Below are 24,066 nucleotides of genomic sequence, written 5' to 3'. Positions count from 1 at the left end.
CGCGTAGGAGCGCCGCGTCAGAGGGCCGCAGCCAGCTCGCGGCGCCGCAGCACCGCGCTCTGCTGCGCGTGCAGGCGTCCGACCATCCCGGCGAGGGCGACCCCGAGGACGCCCCACGTCGTGGCCAGGGTGAGCAGCGAGGCGGTGCGGAACGACCACAGCAGGTCGCCCGGGAAGTCGCCCACCTCGTCCACGGTCGCGAACAGCTGCCCGGCCACCACGACGACCGCCAGGTAGGCGACCACCGCGACCACGGCGGCGACGTAGGACCCGAGGCGCCCGCGCAGCCGCACCCCGGCGTACGTCGCGGCGACCGCGGACACGACCGAGAGCAGCAGGAACCCGAAGTAGAGCGCCGTCCGCTGGCCGATCGTGTCACCGCTGCCGACCCCGGGCGGGTTGGCGGGGTACTTCAGGAACGGCACCAGGGCCACCGACACGAAGCCCACCACGGCGACCAGGGCGGTCGACTGGGCGGGCAGCAGGGTGCCGATGCGTCCGACGATGCCGGCCGCGACCAGCGCGACGATCCCGCCGAGGGAGACGCCCACCGCCAGGGTGCCGGTGAGCAGGCCCCAGGTCCGCTGGTCGGCGCGGGAGACGACGGCGTCCCCGTCGTGGGTGTGGGTGTGGTCGTCCGTGGTGGCGTGCTCGTGCGTGTGGGCGGCGTCGCCGCCGTCCTCCAGCGCGATGGCCGCCTCGACGTGCGGCTCACCGGCCGCGTAGGCGACGACGAACGTGGCCAGGCCGGCCAGGAGGCCGGCGAGGAGTCCTCGGACGAGCAGGGCGCGTGCAGTCATGCAGGCCCCCCGCTGCTCAGTGGCAGGGGAAGCCGAGCAGGTGCCGGCCGTCGTGCACGAACTCGTGCAGGGCGGTGCCGGAGAAGACCGAGACCGCGCCCTGGTCGGTGCTCACGAAGAACAGCACCAGGGTGGCCAGCAGGCCGAGGAACAGGGCCCACGGTGCGAGCTGCGCGACCGGGACGGTGGGAACGGGGGCGCCGGCGACCGGCGCCGCAGAGACCTGCGACATGTGTCCTCCTCAGGGATTCGTGCGTCCCTGTCGTGATGGGATGAACGGACACTCGGGTCTGACTCCACCGCCCGGAGGCGGTGTCACAGTAGCGCGACTGTGCCGGATTCCCACCGGCTTCCTCGTGTCCGTGCTCGGAGACTAGCGCACCCCGGACCGGCTCCTGCACCCGTCCACGCCGGCCGTCGTACGACGGCCCGGACGCAGGGCGATCGCGGTCGCGACAGCGGTGCTCAGGACCCCGACCCGCGCCGCCAACCGTGTGCTGCGGCCGATGTCTGCGGCTTGCGGCGCACGCCCACCCCCGAGGACCGCACGGTGTTCGACCCGGTCGCCGTAGGTGTTGGCACCGCCGAGCCTCAGGCCGAGCGCGCCGGCGAACGCCGCCTCGACGACGCCTGCGTTGGGGCTCGGGTGGTGCCGAGCGTCGCTCCGCCAGGCAGCCAGCGCGTCGCGGGCCGTCCCCGGGGACGCGGGCACCACGAGGACGCCGGCGAGCCTCGAGCCCGGGAGGTTGAGCAGGTCGTCGAGACGGGCCGCGGACCAGCCGAACCGTTCGTAGCGGGGGGTGCGGTGGCCCACCATCGCGTCCAGGGTGTTGGCCGCGCGGTGGCCGAGCAGACCGGGCACCCCGGCCACCGCTCCCCAGACCAGCGGCGCCACGACGGCGTCGGAGGTGTTCTCCGCGACCGACTCCACGGCCGCACGGGCCACTTCGTCGGAGGTGAGCGTGCTCGGGTCCCGGCCCACCAGGTGCGTGACCCGCTGCCGGGCGGCCGGGAGGTCGCCGGCGTCCAGGTGCGCCTGCACGGCGAGAGCCTCACGCTCCAGCGAGCGGCCGCCGAGCACCACCCAGGTGGCCGCCGCCGTCGCCACCGTCCGCGTCGCCGGTGTCGCGCACGCGCGCTCGACCGCGATGCCGAGGCCGACCGCGCCGCCGACCAGCAGGACCGTGTGCACGCCACCGCGGGCCCGGGAGTCCGCGTGCAGACGTCTCTCGAGGCCGGCGGCGAGGGTGCCGAAGCCCGCGACGGGGTGGAGCCGGCGCGGGTCGCCCAGCAGGCGGTCCGCTGCGAAGCCGAGCGCGAGCCCGGCCGCCCGCGGTGTCATGACAGCGCGACCAGGACAGTCGCGAGGGAGATCTCGACGGCCGCGCCGAACACGTCCCCGGTCACGCCGCCGAGCCGGCGGACCGCGCGGGCGACCAGCACGACCACCGCGACCAGCGCGAGGGCCACCGCCAGGGCACCCCGCCACCACGGCAGGCCCGCGGCGACGCCGAGGAGGGCGAGGACCGCCGCCGCCACGACCGATCCGCCGACGAGCCACGACCGGCCGACCGTGCCGGCCACGACGGCTCCGAGCCCACCAGGACGCGCCGTGGGCACGCCGCGGGAGCAGCAGACCAGCAGGGCGACCCGGGAGGCGCACACGGCGGCACCGGCGAGCGCCGCGGTGGCGACCGTCGCGTCCTGGGCCAGGAGACCCATCAGCCCTGCGGCCTGCAGGCCGAGGACGAGCACCACGGCCGCGACGCCGGCAGGCCCCGACGTCCCCGTCCGCATCACCTCGAGCGACCGCTCGCGGTCGAAGGAGGCGGCCAGCCCGTCCACGGTGTCCGCCAGCCCGTCGACGTGGAGCGCCCGGTTGCCCAGGACGACGGCCGCCACGGCCAGCAGCGCGACGACGTACGCCGGGAGGCCGAGCCAGGTGCCCACCAGGACGACCGCAGCCACGGCGACGCCGAGGGGCAGCACCGCGAGCGGCGCGAGCAGCATCGCCGTACCTGCGCGTCGCCGGTCGACCTCGACCGGCGGACGCACGGGCACCGAGGTGAGCGTCCCGACCGACAGCCGCCAGGAGTCCAGCAGCATCACGTGCCGAGCTCGTGGAGCAGCGCGACGTCGCGCAGCAACGCGGTGGCGCTGCGCAGGAGAGGCACCGCAGCGACCGCGCCCGAGCCCTCGCCGAGCCGCATGCCGAGGTCGAGCAGCGGCTCGAGCCCGAGCTTGGCCAGGGCGAGGCTCTGCGCCGGCTCGGTGGAGCGGTGGCCCGCCGCGAACCACGCGGCAGCACCGGGCTCGAAGCGGTCGGCGGTGAGTGCGCACGCCACGCTCATGAGGCCGTCGAGCAGCACGGGCACGCCGTCCTGGGCGGCGGCGAGGAGGTAGCCGGTGGTAGCGGCCAGGTCGGCGCTGCCCAGGGCGCACAGCGTCTGCAGCGGGTCGGCGGCCCGGTCGCCGGCCCTGGCGAGCGCGGCCTCGACCACGGCGACCTTGTGCGCCAGGGTCTCGTCGTCGACACCGGTCCCCCGTCCGACCACCTCAGTCGCGGGCACGCCGAGGCCGGCGGCGACCATCGCCGCGGCGGGGGTGGTGTTGCCGATGCCCATGTCGCCGCTGAGCAGCAGCTGGGCGCCGGCCCGGACCTCCTCGCGGGCCACCGTCGCCCCGGCCGCCATCGCGCCGCGCGCCTGCTCCTCGGTCAGCGCGTCCTCGAGGTGGATCGCGCCGCTCGACCGGCGCACCTTGTGCTGGGTGAGCGCGGCCCGGACCGCGGGGTCCAGGTCCTCGAAGTCGTCGTCCACACCGAGGTCGAGCACGCGGACCCGCACGTCGTGCTGGGCGGCGAGCGCGTTGACCGAGGCACGGCCCAGCACGAAGGTGCGGACCATCGCACCCGTGACGGCGCTGGGGAAGGCTGAGACGCCGTGCTCGGCGACGCCGTGGTCGCCGGCGAAGATCACCAGGCTGACGCGCTCGACCGGGACCGGCGGCACCTGGCCCTGGCAGGAGGCGATCCAGGCGCCGAGCTCGCCGAGGCGACCGAGGGCGCCCGGTGGCGTGGCCAGGGCCGCCAGCCGGCGGGCGGCGTGGCGGGCGACGACGTCCGAGGGGGCGGAGACGTAGGGCATCGGGGACTCCTGTCAGGTGGTGACGAGCAGCTCGTCGAGGACGGCGAGGAAGCGGTCGGTGGTCGCGGGCGGCCGCACCGCCACGCGGACCCATGACGGGTCGAGCCCGGGGAACGTGTCACCGCGGCGCACCGCGACGCCGTGCTCCCGCAGGGCTTCCCGTGCGCCGCGGCCGAGGCGGACGAGCACGAACGGGGCGGCGGAGGCGACGTGCTCGAGCCCCCGGTCGCGCAGCCCGGCCTCGAGGTGAGCACGCCAGGCGTCGAGCCGATACGCCCGCGCGGCCGACTCCGCACGCGCCTCCCCGGAGCAGCAGGCGACGATCGCGGCGACGGCCGGACCCGACACGGACCACGGGGTCTGCAGGCGGACCAGCTCCTCCACCAGCGCAGGGCCGCCGACCACGAAGCCGGCCCGGATGCCCGGGACCGACCACTGCTTGGTGAGGCTGCGGACCACGAGCACGTCCTCGGACGCCTCGCCCACGAGGGACTCGGGCTCGTCCGGCACGCCGTCCATGAACGCCTCGTCGACCACCACCAGCCGACCCGGCCGGCGCAGCGCGGCGATCGTCTCGCGGGGATGCAGCACGCCGGTGGGGTTGGTCGGGTTGCCGACCACGACGAGGTCCGCGTCGGCGGGGACGGACCCCGGCCGCAGGGCGAAGCCGTCCTCGGCACGGCAGAGGACCTCGGTGACCCGGTGGCCCGTTGCCTCCAGGGCCGCCTGGGGCTCGGTGAACTGCGGGTGCACGACGACGGGCCGCTGCCACGCCCGCAGCCGGGCGACGAGAGTGAACGCCTCGGCGGCGCCGGCGGTCGGCAGCACGTCGCCCGTCGGACGGCCCACGTGGTGGGCCAGCGCCTCCGCGGCCGGCCTCGCGTCCGGGTAGCTCGCGGCGTCGTCGATCGCCGCGTGCAGCGCACGGTCCAGCCAGGCCGGGCGCGCCCCGGCGTACACGTTGACGGCGAGGTCGAGCAGGCCGGGGCCGACCTCGCGGTCGCCGTGGTGACGCAACGGGTCCACTGGTCCGTGGTCCCCCGAGACAGGCTCGGCGACCGGCTCCGGGACGGCGTGCGGCACGTGCGGCGTCGCGGCGTGCGCGGCGTCGGCGAACCGCTGGGCGAGCCGGGGGTGACCGGCCCAGTGGACGTGGAGGTACGACGCGTGCGTGGTCGGTGTCGCGAAGCCGGTCGCGGCCCCGTCGACCACCCAGGCACCGTCGCCCTCAGCGACCGGGCTCGTGCGGGTGCGGTGGAACTCGTGCCCGGTGACCTGCTCCCCCGCCCGGGCCAGCAGCGAGTCGGCAGGCGCGGTCGCGACCGGGTAGCGCAGCGTGAGCCGCTCGCTCATCGCCGCCTCCGCGTCGACGGCACCGGCCATCGGGGAGCCGTCGAGCGTCCGGGCGAGGTAGAGCAGGCCCGCGCACTCGGCGACGGTCGGGACGCCGGACTCCACGGCCAATCGGAGGTCGCGCAGCAGGCTGTGGTTGGCGGACAGCTCGGCGGCGTGCACCTCGGGGAAGCCACCGCCGAGGTAGACCGCCTGCGTGCCGGCGGGGAGCGTCGGATCGGTGAGCGGGTCGAACGTGACGACCTCGCAGCCCGCGGCCCGCAGGAGCTCGTCGGTCTCGGCGTAGCGGAAGGTGAAGGCGCGCCCGCCGGCCACCGCCACCCGGGGCCGCGACCCGGTCCTCGCGGTCACCTCGCGCGCCGGGTCCCACGGCTCGCTGGGCAGGTCCTCGGCCGTGCGCGCGAGGGCGAGGAGCCCGTCGAGGTCGAGGTGCCGCGCGACCTGCTCGCCGAGGCGCTCCACCAGCCGCTCGGACCCGTCACGCTCGGCCGCGGTCACGAGGCCGAGGTGGCGCGAGGGGGTGGCCAGGCTCTCGTCGCGCGGCAGCGAGCCGAGGACGGGCAGCCCGGTCCGCTCGAGCGAGGCGACGACCTCGGCGGTGTTGCGGTCCGAGCCGGTACGGTTGAGGACCACACCGCCGACCCGCACGCGCCCGTCGTACGCCGCCATGCCGGCGGCCACCGCGCCGAGGGAGCGCGAGCTGCGCGCGACGTCGAGGACCAGGACCACGGGGCTCGCGGTGAGGGCGGCGACGTGCGCGGTCGAGGCGAACCCGTCGGTGCCGACACGGCCGTCGTGCAGGCCCATCACGCCCTCGACAACCGCGACGTCGGCGCCCGCCGCACCGTGCAGCAGCAACGGCACGACTCGGTCCTCCCCGACCAGGTGCGGATCGAGGTTGCGGCCGGGGCGACCCGTGGCCAGCGCGTGGTAGCCGGGGTCGATGTAGTCCGGCCCCACCTTGTGCCCGCTGACCAGGTGGCCCGCGGCGCGCAGCGCGGCCATGAGGCCGGTCGCGACCGTGGTCTTGCCCTGCCCGGTGGAGGGGGCCGCGACCACGAGGCGCGGCAGGGCTACCACTCGATGCCCTTCTGCCCCTTCTGGCCGACGTCCATCGGGTGCTTGACCTTGGCCATCTCGGTCACCAGGTCGGCGGCCTCGACCAGCGTCGGGTGGGCGTCGCGCCCGGTGATGACCACGTGCTGGTGACCCGGGCGCGAGGTGAGCGCCTCGACCACGTCGTCGACGTCGACCCAGCCCCACTTCATCGGGTAGGTGAACTCGTCGAGCACGAGCAGGTCGTGCGTCTCGTCGGCCAGGCGGCGCTTGATCTCGGCCCAGCCCTCGCGCGCCGCGAGCTCGTGGTCCTCGGCCTCGCCCTGCTTGCGCGACCAGGACCAGCCGGACCCCATCTTGTGCCACTGCACGGGCCCGCCCTCGCCGGTCTCCTCGTGCAATCGGCCCAGGCGCTCGAGCACGGTCTGCTCGCCGATGCGCCACTTGGCCGACTTCACGAACTGGAAGACCCCGATCCGCCAGCCTTGGTTCCAGCCGCGCAGGGCGAGCCCGAACGCGGCGGTGGACTTCCCCTTGCCGGCGCCGGTGTGCACGACGAGCAGCGGGCGGTTGCGGCGCTGCCGGGTGGTCAGGCCGTCGTCGGGGACCGTGGTGGGCTTGCCCTGGGGCATCAGGCTGCTCCGTTCGTCGTGCGGGTGTGGTGGCGCACCGACTCGGTCAGCACCGCGGCGCTGACGTCGGCGACGGGCAGGTGCTCGGCACCGAGGAGCTCGGCCAGGCGCGCGGCCAGGCCGAGGCGCAACGGCCCGGACTCGCCGTCGACCACGACCGTCGCGACCCCGAGCGAGGCGACGTGGCGTGCGGCCAGTTGGGAGCGGGCGACGGCGTCGGCGCCGCCGGTCGCGCGGCCGTCGGTGACGACGACGAGCAGGGGGCGGCGGTGCGGGTCGCGCAGCCGCTCGCGCTCGATGACGCGCGCGCACTCCAGCAGCCCCTCGGCGAGCGGCGTGCGTCCGCCTGCGGGGAGCTCCTCGAGCCGGACGGCCGCGACGTCGACCGAGCGGGTCGGCGGCAGCGCGACCTCGGCGCCCGACCCGCGGAAGGTCACCAGGCCGACCCGGTCGCGGCGGCGGTAGGCGTCGAGCAGCAGCGACAGCACGGCCGTCTTGACCTGCACCATCCGGCGCCGCGCGGCCATCGAGCCGGAGGCGTCGACGCAGAACAGCACGAGGTTGGACTCCTTGCCCTCGCGCACCGCGACCCGCAGGTCGGTGCCTCGCAGGGCGACGCGGCCCTGGACCCCGCGGTCCGCCTGGGCTCCCGCTGCGGCCTTGAGGGTCTCGACGAGGTCGAGCGTCCCGTCGGCGCCCGGCCGCGCGCCGACCCGTCGGCCGGTGGTGCTGCGGGCACGGCTGCGACGGCCGGCCTCGCCGTCGCCGAGGCCGGGAACCGACAGCAGCCGGGGACGGTACGCCGGCCCGGCGGCGACCGGCGCCTGCACCTGCGCGGGTCCGCCCGGACCCGGTTCGGGTGCGTCAGCCCCGGTCTGGTCGGGCCGACCCGGCTCGGCGGGCGGCTCGGTCTCGGTCTCGGGTCCCGTGCCACCGTCGGGCGCGGACTCGGACTGGGGCTCGGAGTCGGACTCGTGCTCCAACCCACCGTCACCCGGCGGCGGCCCCTCGGGCGGGTCCGGCGGCAGCTCGTCGTCGCCCAGCACCCGGTCGAGCAGCTCCTCGTCGAGGCCGGGCGCGTCGAACGGGTTGCGGCGGCGCCGGTGCGGCAGTGCGAGCAGGGCGGCACGACGGATGTCGGCGAGGGTGACCTCGTCGCGCCCCTCCCACGCCGCGTGCGCAACGGCCGTGCGCGCGGTGACGATGTCGGCGCGCAGCCCGTCGACCTCGAAGGCGGCGCACACCTCGGCGACCTTGAGCAGCGCGGCCTCGGCCAGCCGCACCTTCGGCAAGCGGTCCCGGGCGTCCCCGATCCTCCCGGTGAGCGCCCGCTCGGAGGCGTGGTGACGCGCGACGAAGGCCGCGGGGTCGCTGTCGAACGCGAGGCGCCGGCGGACGACCTCGACCCGTCGGGTGGGGTCGCGCGGGGCCGCGACCTCGACCGTGAGCCCGAACCGGTCGAGCAGCTGCGGCCGCAGCTCGCCCTCCTCCGGGTTCATCGTGCCGATGAGGACGAACCGGGCCGCGTGCTCCACCGAGATGCCGTCGCGCTCGACGCTCACCTGTCCGGTGGCGGCCGCGTCGAGCAGCAGGTCGACCAGGTGGTCGTGCAGCAGGTTGACCTCGTCAACGTAGAGGATCCCGCGGTGGGCGCGGGCGAGCAGGCCGGGCTCGTACTCCACCTTGCCCTGCGACAGCGCGCGCTCGAGCTGCAGCGAGCCGACGACGCGGTCCTCGGTGGCGCCGACCGGCAGCTCCACGAGCCGCACCGGCCGGCTGCTGGTCGCGGCGTCGTGGAAGGGCCCGTCGGGCGAGGTCGCGGCGGGGTCCTCGGGATCGATCGAGAAGCGGTCGTCGGCGAAGACGTCGATCGGAGGGAGCACCGCGGCCAGGGCCCGCACGGCGGTGGACTTGGCGGTGCCCTTCTGCCCGCGGACGAGGACGCCGCCGATCTCGGGACTGACCGCGGTGAGGACGAGCGCGAGGCCCAGGTCGTCGAGGGCGGTGCCGTCACTGGCGTCGCAGCCGAGGACGGCGGTGAAGGGATAGTGCTGTGGCATGGGAGGCTCCCGCTCGTTTCGCCAGTCGTGCTGGTCGGGCGGGAGGCCGGTCTTCGGACTTGCCGAGTCCTCGTGTCGGAGGCTCGGTTCACCGCAGCGGGCCTGTGCCGGAATCTCACCGGCTTCCCAGATTCTCCCCAGCCACCGTCGCCACCGTTTCCGATGGGTGGGCCGTTGGGGCACCTCTCGCCTTGCGCCGCTCACGATAGCGTCACCCCCCGTGATCACCGTGGTGGGGACAGGAGCCGACGGCTGGGAGGGGCTGGCGCCGCCGGCCCGGGGCCTCGTCGAGTCCGCCGCGGTCGTCCTCGGCGGACGCCGCCACCTCGACCTCCTCCCGCCGGTCCCGGGCCAGCGCCGCGAGCCGTGGCCGTCGCCCCTGCGCGAGGGCCTGCCCGCGCTGCTCGACTCCCTCGGGGACGAGGACGTCGTCGCCCTCGCGTCCGGCGACCCGCTGGTCTCCGGCATCGCGACGACCCTGGTCGACCTGCTCGGCGCCGACCGGGTCGCGGTGGTCCCGGCGGTCTCCTCGGTGGCGCTGGCCCGCGCGGCGATGCGGTGGCCGGCCGAGTCCTGTGCGGTGGTCAGCGTCGTCGGGCGCGACGTCGACCTGGTGCGCCGCGAGCTCGCGCCCGGACGTCGCGTGCTGGTGCTCGCCTCCGACGAGCGCACGCCGGCCGAGGTGGCGCGACTCCTCCTCGAGACGGGGTACGCCGACAGCGCGGTCACCGTCCTCGGCGACCTCGGCGGCGAGCAGGAGCAGCACCTGTCGTTCGCCTCGGCCCGCGAGCTGCTGGACCACCCGGATCCCCAACCCCGCTTGGCGATTGTGGCCATTGCGTGCTCCGGCCCGCATCGCGGCGGCTGGGTGGCCGGGCTGCCCGACGAGGCGTTCGAGCACGACGGGCAGCTCACCAAGCGCGACCTCCGGGCGAGCGCCCTGGCGCGACTCGCACCCACCCCCGGCGATCACCTCTGGGACGTCGGTGCAGGTGCCGGCTCGGTCGGCATCGAGTGGATGCGCGCGCACCCGTCGTGCTCGGCCACGGCGGTCGAGGCCGACACCGACCGGGCGGCCCGGATCGCCCGCAACGCCTCGGCCCTCGGCGTCCCGGGACTCTCCGTCGTGTCCGGCCGCGCGCCCGACGCGCTGGCCGGGCTGCCCGCCCCCGACGCGGTCTTCGTCGGCGGCGGCGCGACGAGACCCGGCGTCCTCGACACGTGCCTGGCGGCCCTGCGTCCGGGTGGGCGGCTCGTGGTCCACGGCGTCACCCTGGAGACCGAGCAGCTGCTCGCGGAGTCCTACCGAGCGCACGGCGGCGAGCTGACCCGCCTGTCCGTCGAGACCGCGGCGCCGATCGGGGGCTTCACCGGCTGGACGCCGGCGCGGGGCGTCACCCAGTGGACGCTCCACCGCTGAGCGAGCACGGCACGCCGTACTCGCCCTCGTGCACCACGGTGGAGAGCGGCGACCGGTGCCGCCACCCGAAGCGCTCCAGGTCGGGGACGTCGGGCACGCCCTCCACGGCGCCGAGGCAGAGCCACGCGACGGGCCGCACGTGCGCGGGCATGCCGACGAGGTCGCGGAGGAACTCCTCGCGGTAGAAGCTCACCCACCCCACGCCCAGCCCCTCGGCGGTGGCGGCCAGCCAGAGGTTCTGGATCGCGCAGACGACCGAGTAGAGCCCGGCGTCCGCGATCGCGTGACGGCCGAGGACCTGCGGCCCGCCGCGACCGGGGTCGTAGCCGACCACGATGCCGAGCCCCGACTCGGTGACGCCCCCGACCTTGATCCGGCTGAAGGTCTCCGCGCGCTCGCCGCTGAGGGTGCCGGCGAACGTCGCCCTCTCCTGCGCGACGTGGGCCGCGAACCGCGCGAGCGTCCCGGGCGACCGGACGATCACGAAGTCCCACGGCTGGCTCATGCCCACGCTCGGCGCGCAGTGGGCCGCCGAGAGGACCCGACGCAGCGCCTCCGGGTCGACGGGTGCGCCGGTGAACTCGCGCCGGGTGTCGCGACGCCGGTTGATGACGTCGTAGACCCCTTGCTCAGGAGTCATGCCGATGCTCCCGGTCGCGCCGGGGGTCGTAGAGGTGCGACTCCCCCGCACCGCACGGGTCGAGCGCGCGCCCCACCATGACCACCGCCGCCTGGCGCAGGCCCGCCTCCTCGACCGCGTCCGCGATGGTGGCGACGGTCCCGCGGAGCACCAGCTCCTCGGGCTGGCTCGCGCGGTGCACCACGACGACCGGGCAGTCGGGCCCGTAGTCCGGCTCCAGCTCCGCCATGAGCGAGCGGGTGCGCGTGATCGCGAGGTGCAGCACGAGGGTCGCGCGGGTCGCGGCGAACGCGGCCAGCTGCTCGGTCGCCGGCATCGCGGTCGAGCGCGCCTGCGTGCGCGTCAGCACCACCGACTGCGCGACGAGCGGGACGGTCAGCTCGCGCCCGACCAGCGCGGCAGCAGCGGCGTACGCCGGGACGCCGGGCGTCACGTCCCACGGGACGCCCGCCTCGTCGAGCCGGCGGGTCTGCTCGGACAGCGCGGAGTAGACCGAGAGGTCGCCCGAGGCGAGCCGGACGACGTCCTGGCCCGCACGGTGGGCGGTGACGACCCGGTCGGTGATCCGGTCCAGGTCGAGGTCCTGGGTGTCGACCAGCTCGGCTGCCGGACTGACGTGCGACAGCACGTCGGGGTCGAGGTAGGTGCCGGGGAAGAGCACGACGTCCGCCGCGCCGAGCAGACGCGTGGCGCGCACGGTGAGCAGGTCGGCCGCACCGGGTCCGGCGCCGACGAAGTGGACCGTCACCGGACGAACCTCGGGGTCCACACGCCCGCCGGGCCGACGCGGGTGCTCTCGGCGCCGACGATCAGCAGGCACTTCATGTCGATGCTCGACGGGACGAGCTCGCCCAGGGTGGTGACGAGCAGCGATTCCTCGGCACGGCCGACGTCGCGCCCCACGACGACGACGGTCTCGCGCTTGCGGTGCTCGAGCAGCACCTCCTGCGCACGGGCGACCTGCTCGGTGCGCGAGCGCGACGCGGGGTTGTAGACCGCGAGCACGAGGTCAGCCTCGGCCACGGCGCGCAGCCGTCGCTCGACGACCTCCCACGGCTTGAGCCGGTCCGAGAGGCTCAGCACCGCGAAGTCCGCGCCGATCGGCGCACCCGCTCGCGCGGCCACGGCCTGCACCGCGCTGACGCCCGGGATGACGTGGACGGCCACGTCGGCGTACGCCGGGTCCTCGGCGGCCTCGAACACCGCGGCGGCCATGCCGAAGACACCGGCGTCGCCGCCGGACACGACGGCCACGCGCTCGCCGGCGCGGGCCAGGTCGAGGGCGACGCGCGCCCGCTCGACCTCGACGGTGTTGCCCGACGCGTGCCGGGTCAGCCCCGCACGCTGCGGCACGCGGGCGACGTACGGCGCGTAGCCGACGACGTGGTCGACCTCGGCGAGGACCGCCGACGCCTCCGGGGTCAGCCAGTGGTCGGGGCCGGGACCGAGGCCCACGACGAGGAGCTCGGCCGCGGCGGTGTCGCTGGTGGCCGGGACGGGGCTCGGCCCCGCGATCGTCCGCATCCGGTCGGCGGTCGCCACTCGGGCGGTGTCGCCCGGCACCACGACGAGGGAGAAGTACGGCACCGACCCGGGGTCGACCTCGCTGACCGGCACCCAGTGCTCCTCGGGCTGGGACGCACGCTCGACGTACCACGCCCCCTCGAGCCGGCCGGCCTCCTCGAGCGCCGACAGTACGACGGGGAAGGTGCGGCCGAGCTTCATGATCACCGCGGCGTCGGTGTCGGCCAGGCGTCGCGCGAGCTCGGGCCCGGGCAGCGTGCCGGGCAGCACGGTGAGCACGTCGGTCTGCCGCACCAGGGGCTGCGCCAGCGCGGCGGTCGCCGCCGCGAAGGCGGGGACGCCGGGCACCACCGAGGTGTCGTAGACCTCCTTGAAGCGGTCGAGGAGATACATCGACGACCCGTAGAACAGCGGGTCGCCCTCGGCGAGGAGCACGACGTCGCGGCCCTCGTCGAGGTGCGCGGCGAGCCGGTCCTCGCAGGCGGCGTAGAAGTCGGTCATCGCGCCGACGTAGCCGCCGGGGTGGTCGGTCGTGCCGGTGGTGACGGGGTAGCGCAGCTCCTCCTCCACCACGCCCGGCGGGAACAGGTCGGCGGCGATGCGCCGCGCGTGCGACTCCTTGCGGACGCCGGCGTGGAAGGCCACGACGTCGGCGGCGCCGATGAGGCGGGCCGCCTTGATGGTGACGAGCTCGGGGTCGCCGGGGCCGATGCCCACGACGGTGAAGCGGCCGGTCACTCGACCTCCTGGGCCAGGGCGTTGAGGGCGGACGAGGTCATCGCGGAGCCCCCGCGGCGGCCGCGCACGGTGACGTAGGGGACGTCGATGCCGTGCTGGTCAGCGAGGTCGACCAGCGCCTGCTTGGACTCCGCCGCCCCGATGAACCCGACGGGACAGCCGACCACCGCTGCCGGCCGAGGTCCCCCGTCCAGCAGCAGCTCGAGCAGGTGGAACAGCGCGGTCGGGGCGTTGCCGATCGCGACCACCGCTCCGTCGAGGTCGGGCTCCCACAACGACACCGCGGCCGCGGTCCGCGTCGTGCCCCAGGCTGAGGCGAGATCGGGGACGCGGGGGTCGTTGAGCAGGCAGACCACGTCGTTGTCGCGCGGCAGGCGGCTGCGCGTGACGCCGGTCGCAACCATCGTCGCGTCGCAGAGGATCGGGGCGCCGGCCTCCAACGCCTCGCGGGCCGCGCCGACGAGACCGGGGTGGATGACCAGGTCCCGCGCGAGGTCCACCTGCCCGCTGCCGTGGATCATCCGCACGGCGAGCTTCTCGGCCTGGGCCGGCACGCCCCTCAGGTCGGCCTCGCGGCGGATCGTGGCGAAGGAGTCGACGTAGATCGCCGTACCGCGGTCGACGTACTCGTAGCGCTGGGGTGGACGGCGGAGCCCGGTCGGTGCGGTCAGCGGGGTCGGCTCGGTCAGCTCGGTCATCGCGGTGCTCCTGGGACGAGGACGCCGTGCCACGGCGTCACGACGAGGTCGGTGCCGCCGGGCAGTGCCGGCAGGTCGGTTCGGCTCAGCCCGGACTCGGGCCACGGGCGGTGCGTGCCGCCGGGCACCGCACCGAAGGGCAGGGGCGGTGCGGGCGACGGGAGGCGTGGGTCGGGTGCCGCCGGCCGCCCGAGCGGCGCTGACAGCTCGGCGACGTGCCACGGGGCCCCCGGCCCGTCCCCCCGTGCCTCCTGGAACTCCCGTGCCCGGGCGAGAAGGTGCCCGCTGGCCCCGTCCAGGTCGACCACCTCGCCCCATCGCGGTCCCACCCGAAGCTGGGCGAGCCGGTCGGTCAGCGCCACGAGGCCCAGGTCGCACGGCCGGTCGAGCAGGTCCCCGCGACCGTCGTCGAGGACGAAGAGGAAGCGTCCCGGCAGCGTCGACAGGGAGGCCTCCGACTGCAGCTCGCGGTCGAGGCGCGCGGCCACGGGCCGCAGGTCCGCACGCCCACCGGCGAGACCGGTCTGCGGCGAGACCATGACGTTGCGCACGAGGTCGTGGGTCAGGCTCGGCACGAGGCCGGTGGAGCGCAGCGCGCCGAGCGCCTCGTCCGTCAGCCGTCCGTCCGCGCCGGGGAACGCGCGGACCTGGAGGTTGGCCCGGCCGGTCACGTGGACCCGCCCGTCGCCGTACCTCTCGGCCACGTCGAGCAGGGAGAGCAGGTCGGCCACGGGCAGCCGCCCGCCGACCAGCCGCAGGCGCACGAGGAGCCCGTCGTCCGCCGGCCACGGGCGGAGCACGCCGGGGCACTGGTCGCGCCGGTTGCGGGTGCTCGTCACGGGAACGCCTTCGGGTCCGGGACCCTGTCGCGGGGTCCGTCTGTGACCTGGCGGCTGGCGCCGCTAGGGCCAGCAGGTCTTCGGACTCGGGATCGTTCGGCCCGGAGCGCCTTCCCAGGGAGTTCCCAGTGGCTGCCATCGCTGACGTGCTCCGGCCGTCACCCTCACCGCTGCGCGTCAGTCCCGGAGTCTCACCGGGTTCCCTGACTCCACGAGTGGAGCACGACTGGCATCGTCACAGTAGCGCTCGACATCGGATCGTCGCACGCCGCCCGCGGAACGAACGCGCGAATGGTTGCGGACGAGCGAGAGGCCCGCACAGTGACTTGTGCGGGCCTCTCACATCTTGTAGCGGGGGCAGGATTTGAACCTGCGACCTCTGGAGTCGCACAGGGCGTTCCGAGTGCTACCGAACGTTGCGGGAAACAGCCGAATCGCTTGTGTTGTCGCGGTGTCCGCTGTCTCGAACGATTCCGAGCGTACCCGATCGGTACCGGCTCAGGTCGACAGATTCCGGAGGGTAAGGGGAGGGCAATCAAGTCCCGCTGCGGCCCGCAGCATCGGCTCGCTTCGCCCACATGACGCTGCACTTCCCCGCTATTGCTCGGCACGTGGCCCAGGGGACACGAATCCGGACTCGTAGGCGAAGATCACCGCTTGCACGCGGTCACGCACTTCCAGCTTGGCGAAGAGCCGGTTGATGTGTGTTTTCACCGTTGCTTCGGACACGAACATCGCGCGGGCGATGTCGGCGTTCGAACGACCGCGGGCCAGGTGCCCAAGGACCTGCCGTTCCCGCTCGCTGAGCTCAGCGATTCCAGGTGCCGCCTCACCGGGGCGTGGCTTCGACATGAACTGGCGCACCAGCCGCCGGGTCACCTCGGGGGCGAGGAGCTCCGTGCCCGCGGCGACGGACCGTACGCCTTGCACGAGGTCGCCGGCAGTGGTGGTCTTCAGGAGGAAGCCCGAGGCGCCTGCGTGGAAGGCGTCCCAGACGTTCTCATCGTCTCCGTACGTCGTCAGCACGATGACCCGTCCGGTCCAGCGCTTGTCGGAGCAGATCCGGCGAGCTGCCTCGACGCCGTCGAGCCGCGGCATCCTGATGTCCATCAGGACGACGTCCGGAGCCAACCGAAGGGTCTGCTCGACGGCATCGATTCCATCCTCCGCCGCGCCCACGACCTCGCAGTCCGGTTGAGACTCCAGGATCGCTCGGAACCCGTCACGCACCAGTGCCTGATCATCCACCACGAGTACTCGGATCATGACTCGACCACGTGATGCTCCATCGGGAACCGGGCCCGGACGACCCAGCCGCCACCCGGCGAGCGTGGTCCGGCTTCGAGGTCCCCGCCATACAGCCGGGCACGCTCGCACATCCCGACGATTCCGAACCCAGGGCTCTCCGGGCGCTGAGCCCCACCGAATCCGTCGTCGACGACCTCGACCTCGAGTGCGACGGGGGTGTAGGTGATGGAGACCTCGCAACGGCTCGCGCTCGCATGCTTGCGCACGTTGGTGAGTGACTCCTGGACGATCCGGAAGACCGAGAGACCCAGGCCGCGCGGCAGCTCACGCGGTGTCCCCTGGACGGTCAGGGTCACCGAGCGACCTGCGGCCCGCTCGGCCTCGATGAGCTCCTGCACGTCCTCGAGGGCCGGTTGCGGTCGGCGTCCGGCAGAGTCGCCCCCACGCATCAGCCCCAACATGTGACGCATCTCGCTCATCGCGTCGGCGCCTGTTGCCTGCACCTCGTGCATGGCCTTGCGAGCAGCCTCGGGCGACCGGTCGATCAGCTCTGCGGCCGCGGCGGCCTGCACGACCATCGCGGAGAGGCCGTGGGACACGATGTCGTGAAGCTCGCGCGCGATGCGCTCTCGTTCGTCGTCGGCCGCCTGTCTGGCCCGGCTCCGGGCGCCGGCAACCGCCTCCGCCTCGGCGGCGGACCGGGCGTACACCAGAGCACCGGCGATCCAGGGGCCCGTGACGAGGAACAGCCCGAAGCCATAGTCGGAGCCACCCGTGCCCGCGGCCGCGATCGCAACCGAGATCAGCGTGGCACCGATCGCGAGACCGATCGCCGAGGCCCTCCGATCTAGGTGCGCCCCGACCGAGTACGCGGCGGCCAGGACGAACGGCATCGTCATCAGTTGAGCGTTGACAGGGACACCAAGGAGCGACTGGACGATCAGCGCCAGCAGGACGAGCACGAGACACAGCCGGGGACGAAGCCGCCGCACCATCAGCGCAGCGGTCATGACCAGCAGGGACAGGCTCGCAACCAGCGCGTGGCCGGGGACCGCCCCGAGCGCCACCTCGACCAGACCAGCGAGTCCGAGGATGACCGCCAGCAGGACATCCTCTCGACGGTCCACACCCATCGTCCGGACCGCAGATGTGACCGAGCGAACGTCGAGCCCACGACCGCCCCGCGACATTGGGCCAGCGTGCCAGACACCGCCGCGGGCGGCATCCACCTTGCGGCGAGTTCCCTCAACCTGCGGGTGGAACCGGCTCCGCGATCCTTGAAGCCACGAGCTAGCGGAACCGCCTCTCAGACCGACGCGCGAGCCGGCGATGACGGCTGGACTTGTCAGGTCAGATCCCGTCAACGAGGAGCCACTCCGATGCTGAACGAACCCCAGGTGTTGTCCCGAACGAGCCGCGTCGACGCAGACGCCTCGCCCACCCATCGCATGGTCACGGCAGCGGCGCTCGCCGGCACAGCCGCGCTGATCGGCATCGGCGGGCTCATCGCGCCGCCGAACGACGGGCAGGCAGCTGGCCTGTACGACGCGGCGTCGTCCGCCCCCGGGCGCCTGACGGTCGAGGCCGTCGTAATCACCATCTCATCCATCCTGCTCGTCGTTGGGGTGATCGGTGCCGCACGTGTCGTCCGCGGCCGCGGGAGGCGCCTCGCCTGGGCTGCCGCCCTCTTCGGGGTGATGGGCGCTCTCGGCCATGTCGCCTACGCGACCTTCTCTCTCATCACGATCAAGATCGTGGACGCGTCACCAAGCCGCGCAGCGGCGCTCGAGACTCTCGACAGCATCAACAGCGACGCGGCGATCGGACTGCTCGTGATGCCGCTCATCGTGGCCTACGCGCTGTCTGTGGTCCTGCTCCCGATCGCCTTCTACCGTCGCCGACTGGCGCCCCTCTGGGTTGTCGGACTTGCCGGCACCGCGTTCGTCCTCGAGGTGGTGGCCCCGGGCGACGTGCCGGCGGCCGCAGCCGTCAAGTACGCACTCGCGGTGGCGACAGCGGCGGCCCTCGCCTGGCGAATCGCCCAGCTCTCCGACACCGAGTGGCGCAACCCGGAGACCATCGGTTGGACCTGACCCAGGCTCGGTAGCAACGGTTGCTCGTCACTTGCCAGGACACGTGCGGAAGCATCGGACGAGCTCGGCGTTCGCCAGTCGGCCCACGTCTCCTGCACCCTGGGCTCGGAGGTACCTAGAGACCCAGGTCGCGGCTGGTCGTATGCGCCAGTGCCTCCGCCGGTCGGATGTAGTGGTTGAGGAGAGTGCCGAGGTCGCGGTGCCGTGTCTGCGCGGCGATTCGGTCGATCGGGGCACCGTTGACAGCGGCCGTCGTGGCGTGACCGGCCCGCAGCGAGTGACCCGTGACCGGGATGCCGTCAAAGCCAGCTGAGTTGGCGCGCTGCTGGACGAGCCGGCTGACTGCCCGGGCTCCGATGCGCACCGTGGTGAGGGACCCGGGATAGATGACGCGGGTGAAGAGTGCCCCCGGCCCCGCTGGGCGGATCTTGAGCCAGGCGTCGAGTGCCCGGATCGGGTCGGTGAGCGGGTTGTCGCCGCGAGCGACGCCGACGAGCTGGCCGTGGGCGTCCTGGTCGGTCTTGGATCGGCGGACGGAGATGAGAATGCCGGTGGGTTTGGTGATGAGGTCTTCGATGTTCAGGGCCGAGATCTCGCCAGGTCTCATCGCCGAGGCGTAGCCGAGCAGGATGACCGCCCGGTCGCGGATGCCGATAGGGCGGCCGGTGTCGATGCGGGACACGATCTGGGCGAGTTCGGAGACGGTCAGCGGGTGGGCTTGCCGGCGGGGCGCGACGCCCATGATCCGGCGCAGTCCACGACGCACCCGGCGTACGACGACATCGGCGGTCGGGTCGGACAGGCCCTCCTGGTGGTGCCGATGTGCGATGCCGGAGCAGTAGCCATCGAGGGTCCCGAAGGTGAGCCCGGCCTCGGCCCGCTCGGTCAGGTACGCGGCCAACGCCTCGGGCGCGGCCGGCAGCGCATCGAGGCCCCTCCCCCGGCACCAGCGCTCCCACTGACGCCAGGCGCCGGCGTTCATGGCGCGGGTGGACGGGGCCAGTTCCGCCTCGATGGCGACGGCGATCCGCCAGGCGTCGGCTTCAGTCAGCATGGTCCGCGGCGGTGCATCAAGAACGGTCGGGATGAAGAGTGGGTTCGTCATGGCCGACTCTCGCCGCCGCGCCCGGGTCCGCGCGAACGGCGGCCGCGGCATCGAGTCGCGCCCTCCGCAAAGGAGGGTTTCCGGAGGGAGGTTCAAGTCTCAAATGCTTTCTGGCCCGGGATTCGCGCTGAATCCCGGGCCAGATTGGTAGCGGGGGCAGGATTTGAACCTGCGACCTCTGGGTTATGAGCCCAGCGAGCTACCGAGCTGCTCCACCCCGCGTCGGTGATCCCTAGGTTACCGGGCGGTCCCGAGCAGACCAAATCGGGGCGGTGGTCCAGTCATCCTCTTTACACTCGGCGCATGCGCGTCCTCGTCACTGTCGTCGACCCGCGGCAGGACCTTCGACGTGACGTGGTGCTCCAGGCCGACGACGGCGTGACCGTCGCCGACACCGTCCCCGAGCTGGTCCGTGCCGCGCGGGCGAGCGGCGACAACGTCGTCTCGATCGGGGTCTCGACAAGCTCGACCACCAACGGCCCGTCCGGGGCCACCAGGGGCGCCCCCACGCTCTACCACCTCGGCGAGCGCCTCGACCCGACCAAGGCGCTGGCCGACAGCGGGCTGCGCGAGGGGTCGCTGATCGCCGTCGCGGACCCCGCCGCCAGCCTGCTCGAGGAGCCCCCCGGTCTGGTCGAGCTCCGGCTGGTCTCGGGTCCCGGGGCCGGCGAGGTGCACCGGCTCACCGTCGGCGAGGCGACGGTCGGCAGCGACCCCGGGTGCGTCGTACGCCTGACCGACCCGTCCGTGCCGCCGGTCGCCGCGACGGTGAGCGTCAAGGCCGACGGGACCACGACGGTGACGCCGTACGACGCCAGCGGCGTCACGCTCGACCGCGAGGCGCTGGGCGAGGCCACCGACTGGCCCGTCGGCGGGCTGGTGACGATCGGGCGCACGATGCTCGAGCTCGAACGGGTCACCGAGCCGGACGCCGCGGTCGAGCCGAGCGCCGAGGCCGGGTGGATCGACTACAACCGGCCACCGCGACTGCTGCCCCCGCTGCGCCGGACCAAGTTCAAGCTCCCCGCGCCGCCGAGCGAGCAGACCAAGACCGGCCTGCCCTGGCTGGTCATGCTCATGCCGCTCGGCCTCGCGGTCGCGCTCGCACTCATCCTGCACAAGCCCTACTTCCTGATGATGGGCCTGATGTCGCCGATGATGATGCTCGGCTCCTACCTCCAGGGCCGGCGTCAGGGCAAGGTCACCTACCGCCAGCAGCTCGCGGAGTACAAGGAGAAGAAGAAGCGCATCGAGGCCGACGCCGCCCAGGCCGTCGTCGACGAGCGCATCGCCCGTCGCGCGGAGGCGCCCGACCCGGCGACCGCGCTGCTCATCGCCGCCGGACCGCGCATGCGGCTGTGGGAGCGCCGGGTCACCGACCCCGACTACCTCACGCTGCGCATCGGCGTCGGCGACCTGCCCAGCGAGGTCTCCGTCGACGACCCCGAGGAGCTCGAGCACCGGCGCGAGACCACCCCCACGGCGTACGACGTCCCCGTCACCGTCGACCTCGGCGAGCGTGGCGTGGTCGGCGTGGCCGGTCGCGACGAGCTCCCCCGCCGCATCGCGTCGTGGATGGTCGCCCAGCTCGGCGTGCTGCAGAGCCCCCGTGACACGTGGGTCTACGTGCTCACCGACGCCGACCACGCCACCGACTGGGACTGGCTGCGCTGGCTCCCCCACGCCCGTCCCCAGCACGGCCAGGACACGATGACCACGCTCGGCGTCGACACCGAGTCGTGCGCGCGCCGCATCGCCGAGCTCACCGCGATCCTCACCTCCCGTCGGCAGGCGCTGGCCAACCGCAGCAACGCGGTGCTCAACGAGCCCGACGTCGTCGTGGTCCTCGACGGCGCCCGCCGCCTGCGCAACCTGCCCGGGGTCGTCGCCCTGCTCAAGGAGGGTCCGGCCCTCGGCATCCGATCCATCTGCCTCGACGTCGACGAGCGGTTGCTGCCCGAGGAGGCGACCGCCGTCGTCGTGCAGACCCACGACGGCGTGACGCTGCGCCAGATGCGCGGCTCCGACGTCGAGCACGTGACCCCCGACCTGGTCGGACTCCCTTGGCTGCAACGGGTCTCGCGCGCCCTCGCGCCGCTGCGCGACGTGTCGGGAGGCGACGACGACTCCGTGCTGCCCAGCGCCTGCCGGCTCACCGAGGTGCTCGGCATCGAGCCCCCGACCGCCGACGCGCTGCGTGCGCGGTGGGCCATGGGCGGCCGCTCGACCAGTGCGGTGATCGGCGCCTCGCTCGACGGGGCCTTCGCGCTCGACCTGGTGCGCGACGGCCCCCACGGTCTCATCGCGGGTACGACGGGTGCGGGCAAGTCCGAGCTCCTCCAGTCCCTCGTCGCCTCGCTCGCGGTGGCCAACCGGCCCGACGCGATGACCTTCGTGCTCGTGGACTACAAGGGCGGCGCGGCGTTCAAGGACTGCGTCGACCTGCCGCACACCGTCGGCATGGTCACCGACCTCGACACCCATCTCGTCGAGCGCGCACTCGTCTCCCTCGGTGCCGAGCTGACCCGCCGCGAGCACCAGCTGGCCGAGGGCGGGGCCAAGGACATCGAGGACTACATCGACATCCGCGCCAAGCGGTCGCACCTGGCCGAGATGCCGCGGCTGCTCATCGTCATCGACGAGTTCGCCTCGCTGGCGCGCGAGTTGCCCGACTTCGTCACCGGCCTGGTCAACATCGCCCAGCGTGGCCGCTCGCTCGGCATCCACCTGATCCTCGCCACCCAGCGACCCGGCGGCGTGGTCTCGCCCGAGATCCGCGCCAACACCAACCTGCGCATCGCCCTGCGGGTCACCGACTCCACCGAGTCCTCCGACGTGATCGACGCCCCCGACGCCGCCGGCATCTCCAAGGCGACGCCGGGACGCGCCTACGCCCGCCTCGGGGCCTCCTCGCTCGTGCCCTTCCAGGCCGGGCGCGTCGGTGGCCGCCGACCCGGCACCGTCGCGGTCACCCACGCCAAGCCGTGGGTCACCCTGGTGGGGCTGCGCGACCTGGCCGACCCCCCGTCGTACCCCCCGCGCGCGGAGAGCAGCGACGACGCCGAGATCACCGACCTCAAGGTGCTGGTCGAGGCGATCCGGGCCGCCAACGACGCGCTCGGCCTCGAGCCCCAGCACAGCCCGTGGCTCCCGGCGCTGACCACCGAGGTGCTCCTCGACGAGCTGCTCGCGGACGTGGTGACCGAGCCCGGCCGCATCCCCGCGGCGCCCTTCGCCGTCGAGGACCTCCCTGCCCAGCAGGCCCGACGCTCCGCGGTCATCGACCTGCACACGTTCTCCCACCTCGCGATCGTGGGTGGCCCCCGCAGCGGCCGCTCGCAGGCGCTGCGCACGATGGCGGGGTCCCTCGCCAGGCTGACGTCCCCGGAGGACGTGCACCTCTACGGCATCGACTGCGGCAACGGCGCTCTGCTCCCCCTCGACGACCTCCCGCACACGGGCGCGGTCGTCCAGCGCACCCAGACCGACCGCGCGGTGCGACTGCTGCAGCGGCTCATCGGTGAATTGTCACGTCGACAAGAGATCCTCGGCATGGGCGGCTACGCCGACCTCACCGAGCAGCGGGCGTCCGGTGACGACCCGCTGCCGCACATCATGGTCATGCTCGACCGCTGGGAAGGCTTCCTGGGCAGCCTGTCCGAGCTCGACGGCGGCACGCCGTTCGAGCAGGTGCAGACCCTGCTGCGCGAGGGCGCGTCGACCGGCATCCACCTGGTCATCACCGGCGACCGCCAGCTGGTCAACGCCCGCATGGGCTCGCTGATCGAGGACAAGATCGGCCTGCGGCTGCCCGACCGCGGCGACTACACGCTGATGGGCCTCAGCCCCCGCAAGCTGCCCGAGGACGTCCCGGAGGGCCGCGGGTTCCGCTCCGAGTCCGCGATCGAGCTGCAGTTCGCGCTCCTGACCGAGGACCCGGGCGGCCAGGCCCAGGGCGCCGCGCTGCGCGCGATCGGCGCCGCCGCCAAGGAGCGGGCGGGCACGATCACCCATCGCCCGTTCCGCGTCGACGTCCTCCCCTCCCGCATCGGCTTCGAGGCGGCGTGGGACCTGCGGGTGCCCGAGGTCGACCGGCCGCTGTGGGCGATGGTCGGCGTCGGCGGCGACGACCTCACCGCCCGCGGCCTCGACCTCGCCCGCACCCCCCAGGCGATCATCGCCGGCCCCCCGCGCTCGGGCCGCTCCACCGTCCTGGTCTCCGTGGTCGAGTCCCTGCTGCGTGGCGGCGCGGAGGTCGTCATCGCGGCCCCGCGGCCCTCCCCCCTCCGGGAGTACGACGGCCGCGCGGGCGTGCGCGCCGTCCTCACCGGCGTGGAGATCACCGAGCAGGAGCTGGCCCCCCTGGTCGACGAGGGCGAGGGGCCCGTGGTGCTGGTGGTCGACGACGGCGAGCTGCTCAAGGACGTGGAGGCCAAGGACTACCTCCGGGCCCTCCAGCGCACGGCCGTCGACCGCGGTCGCGCGATCGTCCTGGGCGGCGACGTCAACGAGGTGGCCGGCGGCTTCTCCGGCTGGCAGGTCGACATGAAGGGCCGCCAGGGCCTGCTGATCAACCCGCAGTCGATCACCGACGGCGAGCTGCTCGGCGTGCGCGTGCCCCGCTCGAGCCTGGGCAACAACCCGACCACCGGCCGCGCGTTCCTCAACGACGGCTCCGGCGACCTGCAGCTCGTGCAGGTCCCGGCGCAGTGAC

Annotated in this window: 19 protein-coding genes, 1 tRNA gene and 3 riboswitches; of the genes, 3 read left to right on the top strand and 17 right to left on the bottom strand. The window is 74.0% G+C overall.

What is annotated here, in order from left to right:
* Positions 1–17: 17 nt before the first annotated feature.
* The 8 genes from J2S63_RS13625 to J2S63_RS13590 all read right to left on the bottom strand — a co-directional run bounded on the left by J2S63_RS13625 (position 18) and on the right by J2S63_RS13590 (position 9,047).
* Entirely contained in the window at positions 18–800 is a 783-nt protein-coding gene (locus tag J2S63_RS13625) for a CbtA family protein (RefSeq protein ID WP_310303164.1), read from the bottom strand.
* 16 nt (positions 801–816) lie between these two features.
* Positions 817–1,032: a CbtB domain-containing protein gene (locus J2S63_RS13620; protein WP_310303160.1), complete on the bottom strand. Its 216-nt coding sequence runs from the start codon at positions 1,030–1,032 to the stop codon at positions 817–819.
* A 44-nt stretch (positions 1,033–1,076) separates the two neighbouring features.
* A riboswitch (adenosylcobalamin (AdoCbl) riboswitch) is annotated at positions 1,077–1,164 on the bottom strand.
* A gap of 9 nt (positions 1,165–1,173) precedes the next feature.
* Positions 1,174–2,142, bottom strand: coding sequence for a cobalamin biosynthesis protein (locus tag J2S63_RS13615; protein ID WP_310303157.1), 969 nt, complete (start codon positions 2,140–2,142; stop codon positions 1,174–1,176).
* Entirely contained in the window at positions 2,139–2,906 is a 768-nt protein-coding gene (locus tag J2S63_RS13610) for an adenosylcobinamide-GDP ribazoletransferase (RefSeq protein WP_310306703.1), read from the bottom strand. Before J2S63_RS13610 ends, J2S63_RS13615 begins: the two co-directional genes overlap by 4 nt.
* Positions 2,906–3,946 carry a nicotinate-nucleotide--dimethylbenzimidazole phosphoribosyltransferase gene (gene cobT, locus J2S63_RS13605; protein WP_310303155.1) on the bottom strand — a complete coding sequence of 347 codons (1,041 nt, stop codon included), beginning with the start codon at positions 3,944–3,946 and terminating at the stop codon, positions 2,906–2,908. The genes J2S63_RS13610 and cobT overlap by 1 nt, the downstream gene beginning before the upstream one ends.
* Positions 3,947–3,958: 12 nt before the next feature.
* The gene (gene cobBC / locus J2S63_RS13600; RefSeq protein ID WP_310303153.1) at positions 3,959–6,379 is read right to left on the bottom strand and encodes a bifunctional hydrogenobyrinic acid a,c-diamide synthase/histidinol phosphate aminotransferase CobBC; all 2,421 of its coding nucleotides are present in this window, start codon (positions 6,377–6,379) and stop codon (positions 3,959–3,961) included.
* Positions 6,373–6,987 carry a cob(I)yrinic acid a,c-diamide adenosyltransferase gene (gene cobO / locus J2S63_RS13595; RefSeq protein WP_310303151.1) on the bottom strand — a complete coding sequence of 205 codons (615 nt, stop codon included), beginning with the start codon at positions 6,985–6,987 and terminating at the stop codon, positions 6,373–6,375. Before cobO ends, cobBC begins: the two co-directional genes overlap by 7 nt.
* Positions 6,987–9,047 carry a VWA domain-containing protein gene (locus J2S63_RS13590; protein WP_310303149.1) on the bottom strand — a complete coding sequence of 687 codons (2,061 nt, stop codon included), beginning with the start codon at positions 9,045–9,047 and terminating at the stop codon, positions 6,987–6,989. The genes cobO and J2S63_RS13590 overlap by 1 nt, the downstream gene beginning before the upstream one ends.
* 27 nt (positions 9,048–9,074) lie before the next feature.
* Positions 9,075–9,208: riboswitch (cobalamin riboswitch) on the bottom strand.
* A gap of 59 nt (positions 9,209–9,267) precedes the next feature.
* Here J2S63_RS13590 and cbiE point away from each other — a divergent pair.
* Positions 9,268–10,467 (top strand): precorrin-6y C5,15-methyltransferase (decarboxylating) subunit CbiE, encoded by a 1,200-nt coding sequence (gene cbiE / locus J2S63_RS13585; RefSeq protein WP_310303147.1) that lies wholly within the window; start codon positions 9,268–9,270, stop codon positions 10,465–10,467.
* Here cbiE and bluB read toward each other — a convergent pair.
* The 7 genes from bluB to J2S63_RS13550 form a co-directional block, all read right to left on the bottom strand.
* Entirely contained in the window at positions 10,442–11,107 is a 666-nt protein-coding gene (gene bluB / locus J2S63_RS13580) for a 5,6-dimethylbenzimidazole synthase (protein WP_310303145.1), read from the bottom strand. The genes cbiE and bluB overlap by 26 nt on opposite strands.
* Positions 11,097–11,855, bottom strand: coding sequence for a precorrin-4 C(11)-methyltransferase (cobM, locus tag J2S63_RS13575; RefSeq protein WP_310303143.1), 759 nt, complete (start codon positions 11,853–11,855; stop codon positions 11,097–11,099). Before cobM ends, bluB begins: the two co-directional genes overlap by 11 nt.
* Positions 11,852–13,369 (bottom strand): precorrin-3B C(17)-methyltransferase, encoded by a 1,518-nt coding sequence (gene cobJ, locus J2S63_RS13570; RefSeq protein WP_310303141.1) that lies wholly within the window; start codon positions 13,367–13,369, stop codon positions 11,852–11,854. Before cobJ ends, cobM begins: the two co-directional genes overlap by 4 nt.
* Positions 13,366–14,067: a precorrin-8X methylmutase gene (locus J2S63_RS13565; protein WP_310303138.1), complete on the bottom strand. Its 702-nt coding sequence runs from the start codon at positions 14,065–14,067 to the stop codon at positions 13,366–13,368. Before J2S63_RS13565 ends, cobJ begins: the two co-directional genes overlap by 4 nt.
* Positions 14,064–14,906, bottom strand: coding sequence for a ferredoxin-like domain-containing protein (locus J2S63_RS13560; protein WP_310303135.1), 843 nt, complete (start codon positions 14,904–14,906; stop codon positions 14,064–14,066). The genes J2S63_RS13565 and J2S63_RS13560 overlap by 4 nt, the downstream gene beginning before the upstream one ends.
* Before the next feature lie 54 nt (positions 14,907–14,960).
* Positions 14,961–15,152, bottom strand: a riboswitch (cobalamin riboswitch).
* Between the two features lie 351 nt (positions 15,153–15,503).
* The gene (locus J2S63_RS13555; protein WP_310303133.1) at positions 15,504–16,172 is read right to left on the bottom strand and encodes a response regulator; all 669 of its coding nucleotides are present in this window, start codon (positions 16,170–16,172) and stop codon (positions 15,504–15,506) included.
* Positions 16,169–17,281, bottom strand: coding sequence for a sensor histidine kinase (locus tag J2S63_RS13550; RefSeq protein ID WP_310303131.1), 1,113 nt, complete (start codon positions 17,279–17,281; stop codon positions 16,169–16,171). The genes J2S63_RS13555 and J2S63_RS13550 overlap by 4 nt, the downstream gene beginning before the upstream one ends.
* A 252-nt stretch (positions 17,282–17,533) precedes the next feature.
* Here J2S63_RS13550 and J2S63_RS13545 point away from each other — a divergent pair, with 252 nt between their 5' ends.
* Positions 17,534–18,247 carry a hypothetical protein gene (locus tag J2S63_RS13545; RefSeq protein WP_310303129.1) on the top strand — a complete coding sequence of 238 codons (714 nt, stop codon included), beginning with the start codon at positions 17,534–17,536 and terminating at the stop codon, positions 18,245–18,247.
* Positions 18,248–18,362: 115 nt separating this feature from the next.
* On the opposite strand, the gene J2S63_RS13540 is transcribed toward J2S63_RS13545, so the two are convergent.
* Together J2S63_RS13540 and J2S63_RS13535 are read right to left on the bottom strand one after the other, a co-directional pair.
* Positions 18,363–19,352: a tyrosine-type recombinase/integrase gene (locus tag J2S63_RS13540; protein WP_310303127.1), complete on the bottom strand. Its 990-nt coding sequence runs from the start codon at positions 19,350–19,352 to the stop codon at positions 18,363–18,365.
* A 145-nt stretch (positions 19,353–19,497) separates the two neighbouring features.
* Positions 19,498–19,574, bottom strand: a tRNA-Met gene (locus J2S63_RS13535).
* 81 nt (positions 19,575–19,655) lie between these two features.
* On the opposite strand from J2S63_RS13535, the gene J2S63_RS13530 reads away from it, so the two are divergent.
* Positions 19,656–24,065, top strand: coding sequence for a type VII secretion EssC family protein (locus J2S63_RS13530; protein WP_310303125.1), 4,410 nt, complete (start codon positions 19,656–19,658; stop codon positions 24,063–24,065).
* Position 24,066: the final 1 nt, after the last annotated feature.

The sequence above is a fragment of the Nocardioides marmoribigeumensis genome, assembly GCF_031458325.1.
GTDB classification, from domain to species: domain Bacteria; phylum Actinomycetota; class Actinomycetes; order Propionibacteriales; family Nocardioidaceae; genus Marmoricola_A; species Marmoricola_A marmoribigeumensis.
The sequence above is the reverse complement of the archived record's forward strand: the minus strand, read 5'-3'. Positions and strand labels throughout refer to the sequence as shown.

Coding starts and splice junctions, on each gene's coding strand:
- J2S63_RS13555 (WP_310303133.1), bottom strand. CDS start 16,172: ATGATCCGAGTACTCGTGGTGGATGATCAGGCACTGGTGCGTGACGGG.
- cobO (WP_310303151.1), bottom strand. CDS start 6,987: ATGCCCCAGGGCAAGCCCACCACGGTCCCCGACGACGGCCTGACCACC.
- J2S63_RS13610 (WP_310306703.1), bottom strand. CDS start 2,906: ATGCTGCTGGACTCCTGGCGGCTGTCGGTCGGGACGCTCACCTCGGTG.
- cobT (WP_310303155.1), bottom strand. CDS start 3,946: ATGCCCTACGTCTCCGCCCCCTCGGACGTCGTCGCCCGCCACGCCGCC.
- J2S63_RS13530 (WP_310303125.1), top strand. CDS start 19,656: ATGCGCGTCCTCGTCACTGTCGTCGACCCGCGGCAGGACCTTCGACGT.
- J2S63_RS13615 (WP_310303157.1), bottom strand. CDS start 2,142: ATGACACCGCGGGCGGCCGGGCTCGCGCTCGGCTTCGCAGCGGACCGC.
- J2S63_RS13540 (WP_310303127.1), bottom strand. CDS start 19,352: ATGACGAACCCACTCTTCATCCCGACCGTTCTTGATGCACCGCCGCGG.
- J2S63_RS13545 (WP_310303129.1), top strand. CDS start 17,534: ATGCTGAACGAACCCCAGGTGTTGTCCCGAACGAGCCGCGTCGACGCA.
- J2S63_RS13565 (WP_310303138.1), bottom strand. CDS start 14,067: ATGACCGAGCTGACCGAGCCGACCCCGCTGACCGCACCGACCGGGCTC.
- J2S63_RS13620 (WP_310303160.1), bottom strand. CDS start 1,032: ATGTCGCAGGTCTCTGCGGCGCCGGTCGCCGGCGCCCCCGTTCCCACC.
- J2S63_RS13625 (WP_310303164.1), bottom strand. CDS start 800: ATGACTGCACGCGCCCTGCTCGTCCGAGGACTCCTCGCCGGCCTCCTG.
- bluB (WP_310303145.1), bottom strand. CDS start 11,107: ATGACTCCTGAGCAAGGGGTCTACGACGTCATCAACCGGCGTCGCGAC.
- J2S63_RS13590 (WP_310303149.1), bottom strand. CDS start 9,047: ATGCCACAGCACTATCCCTTCACCGCCGTCCTCGGCTGCGACGCCAGT.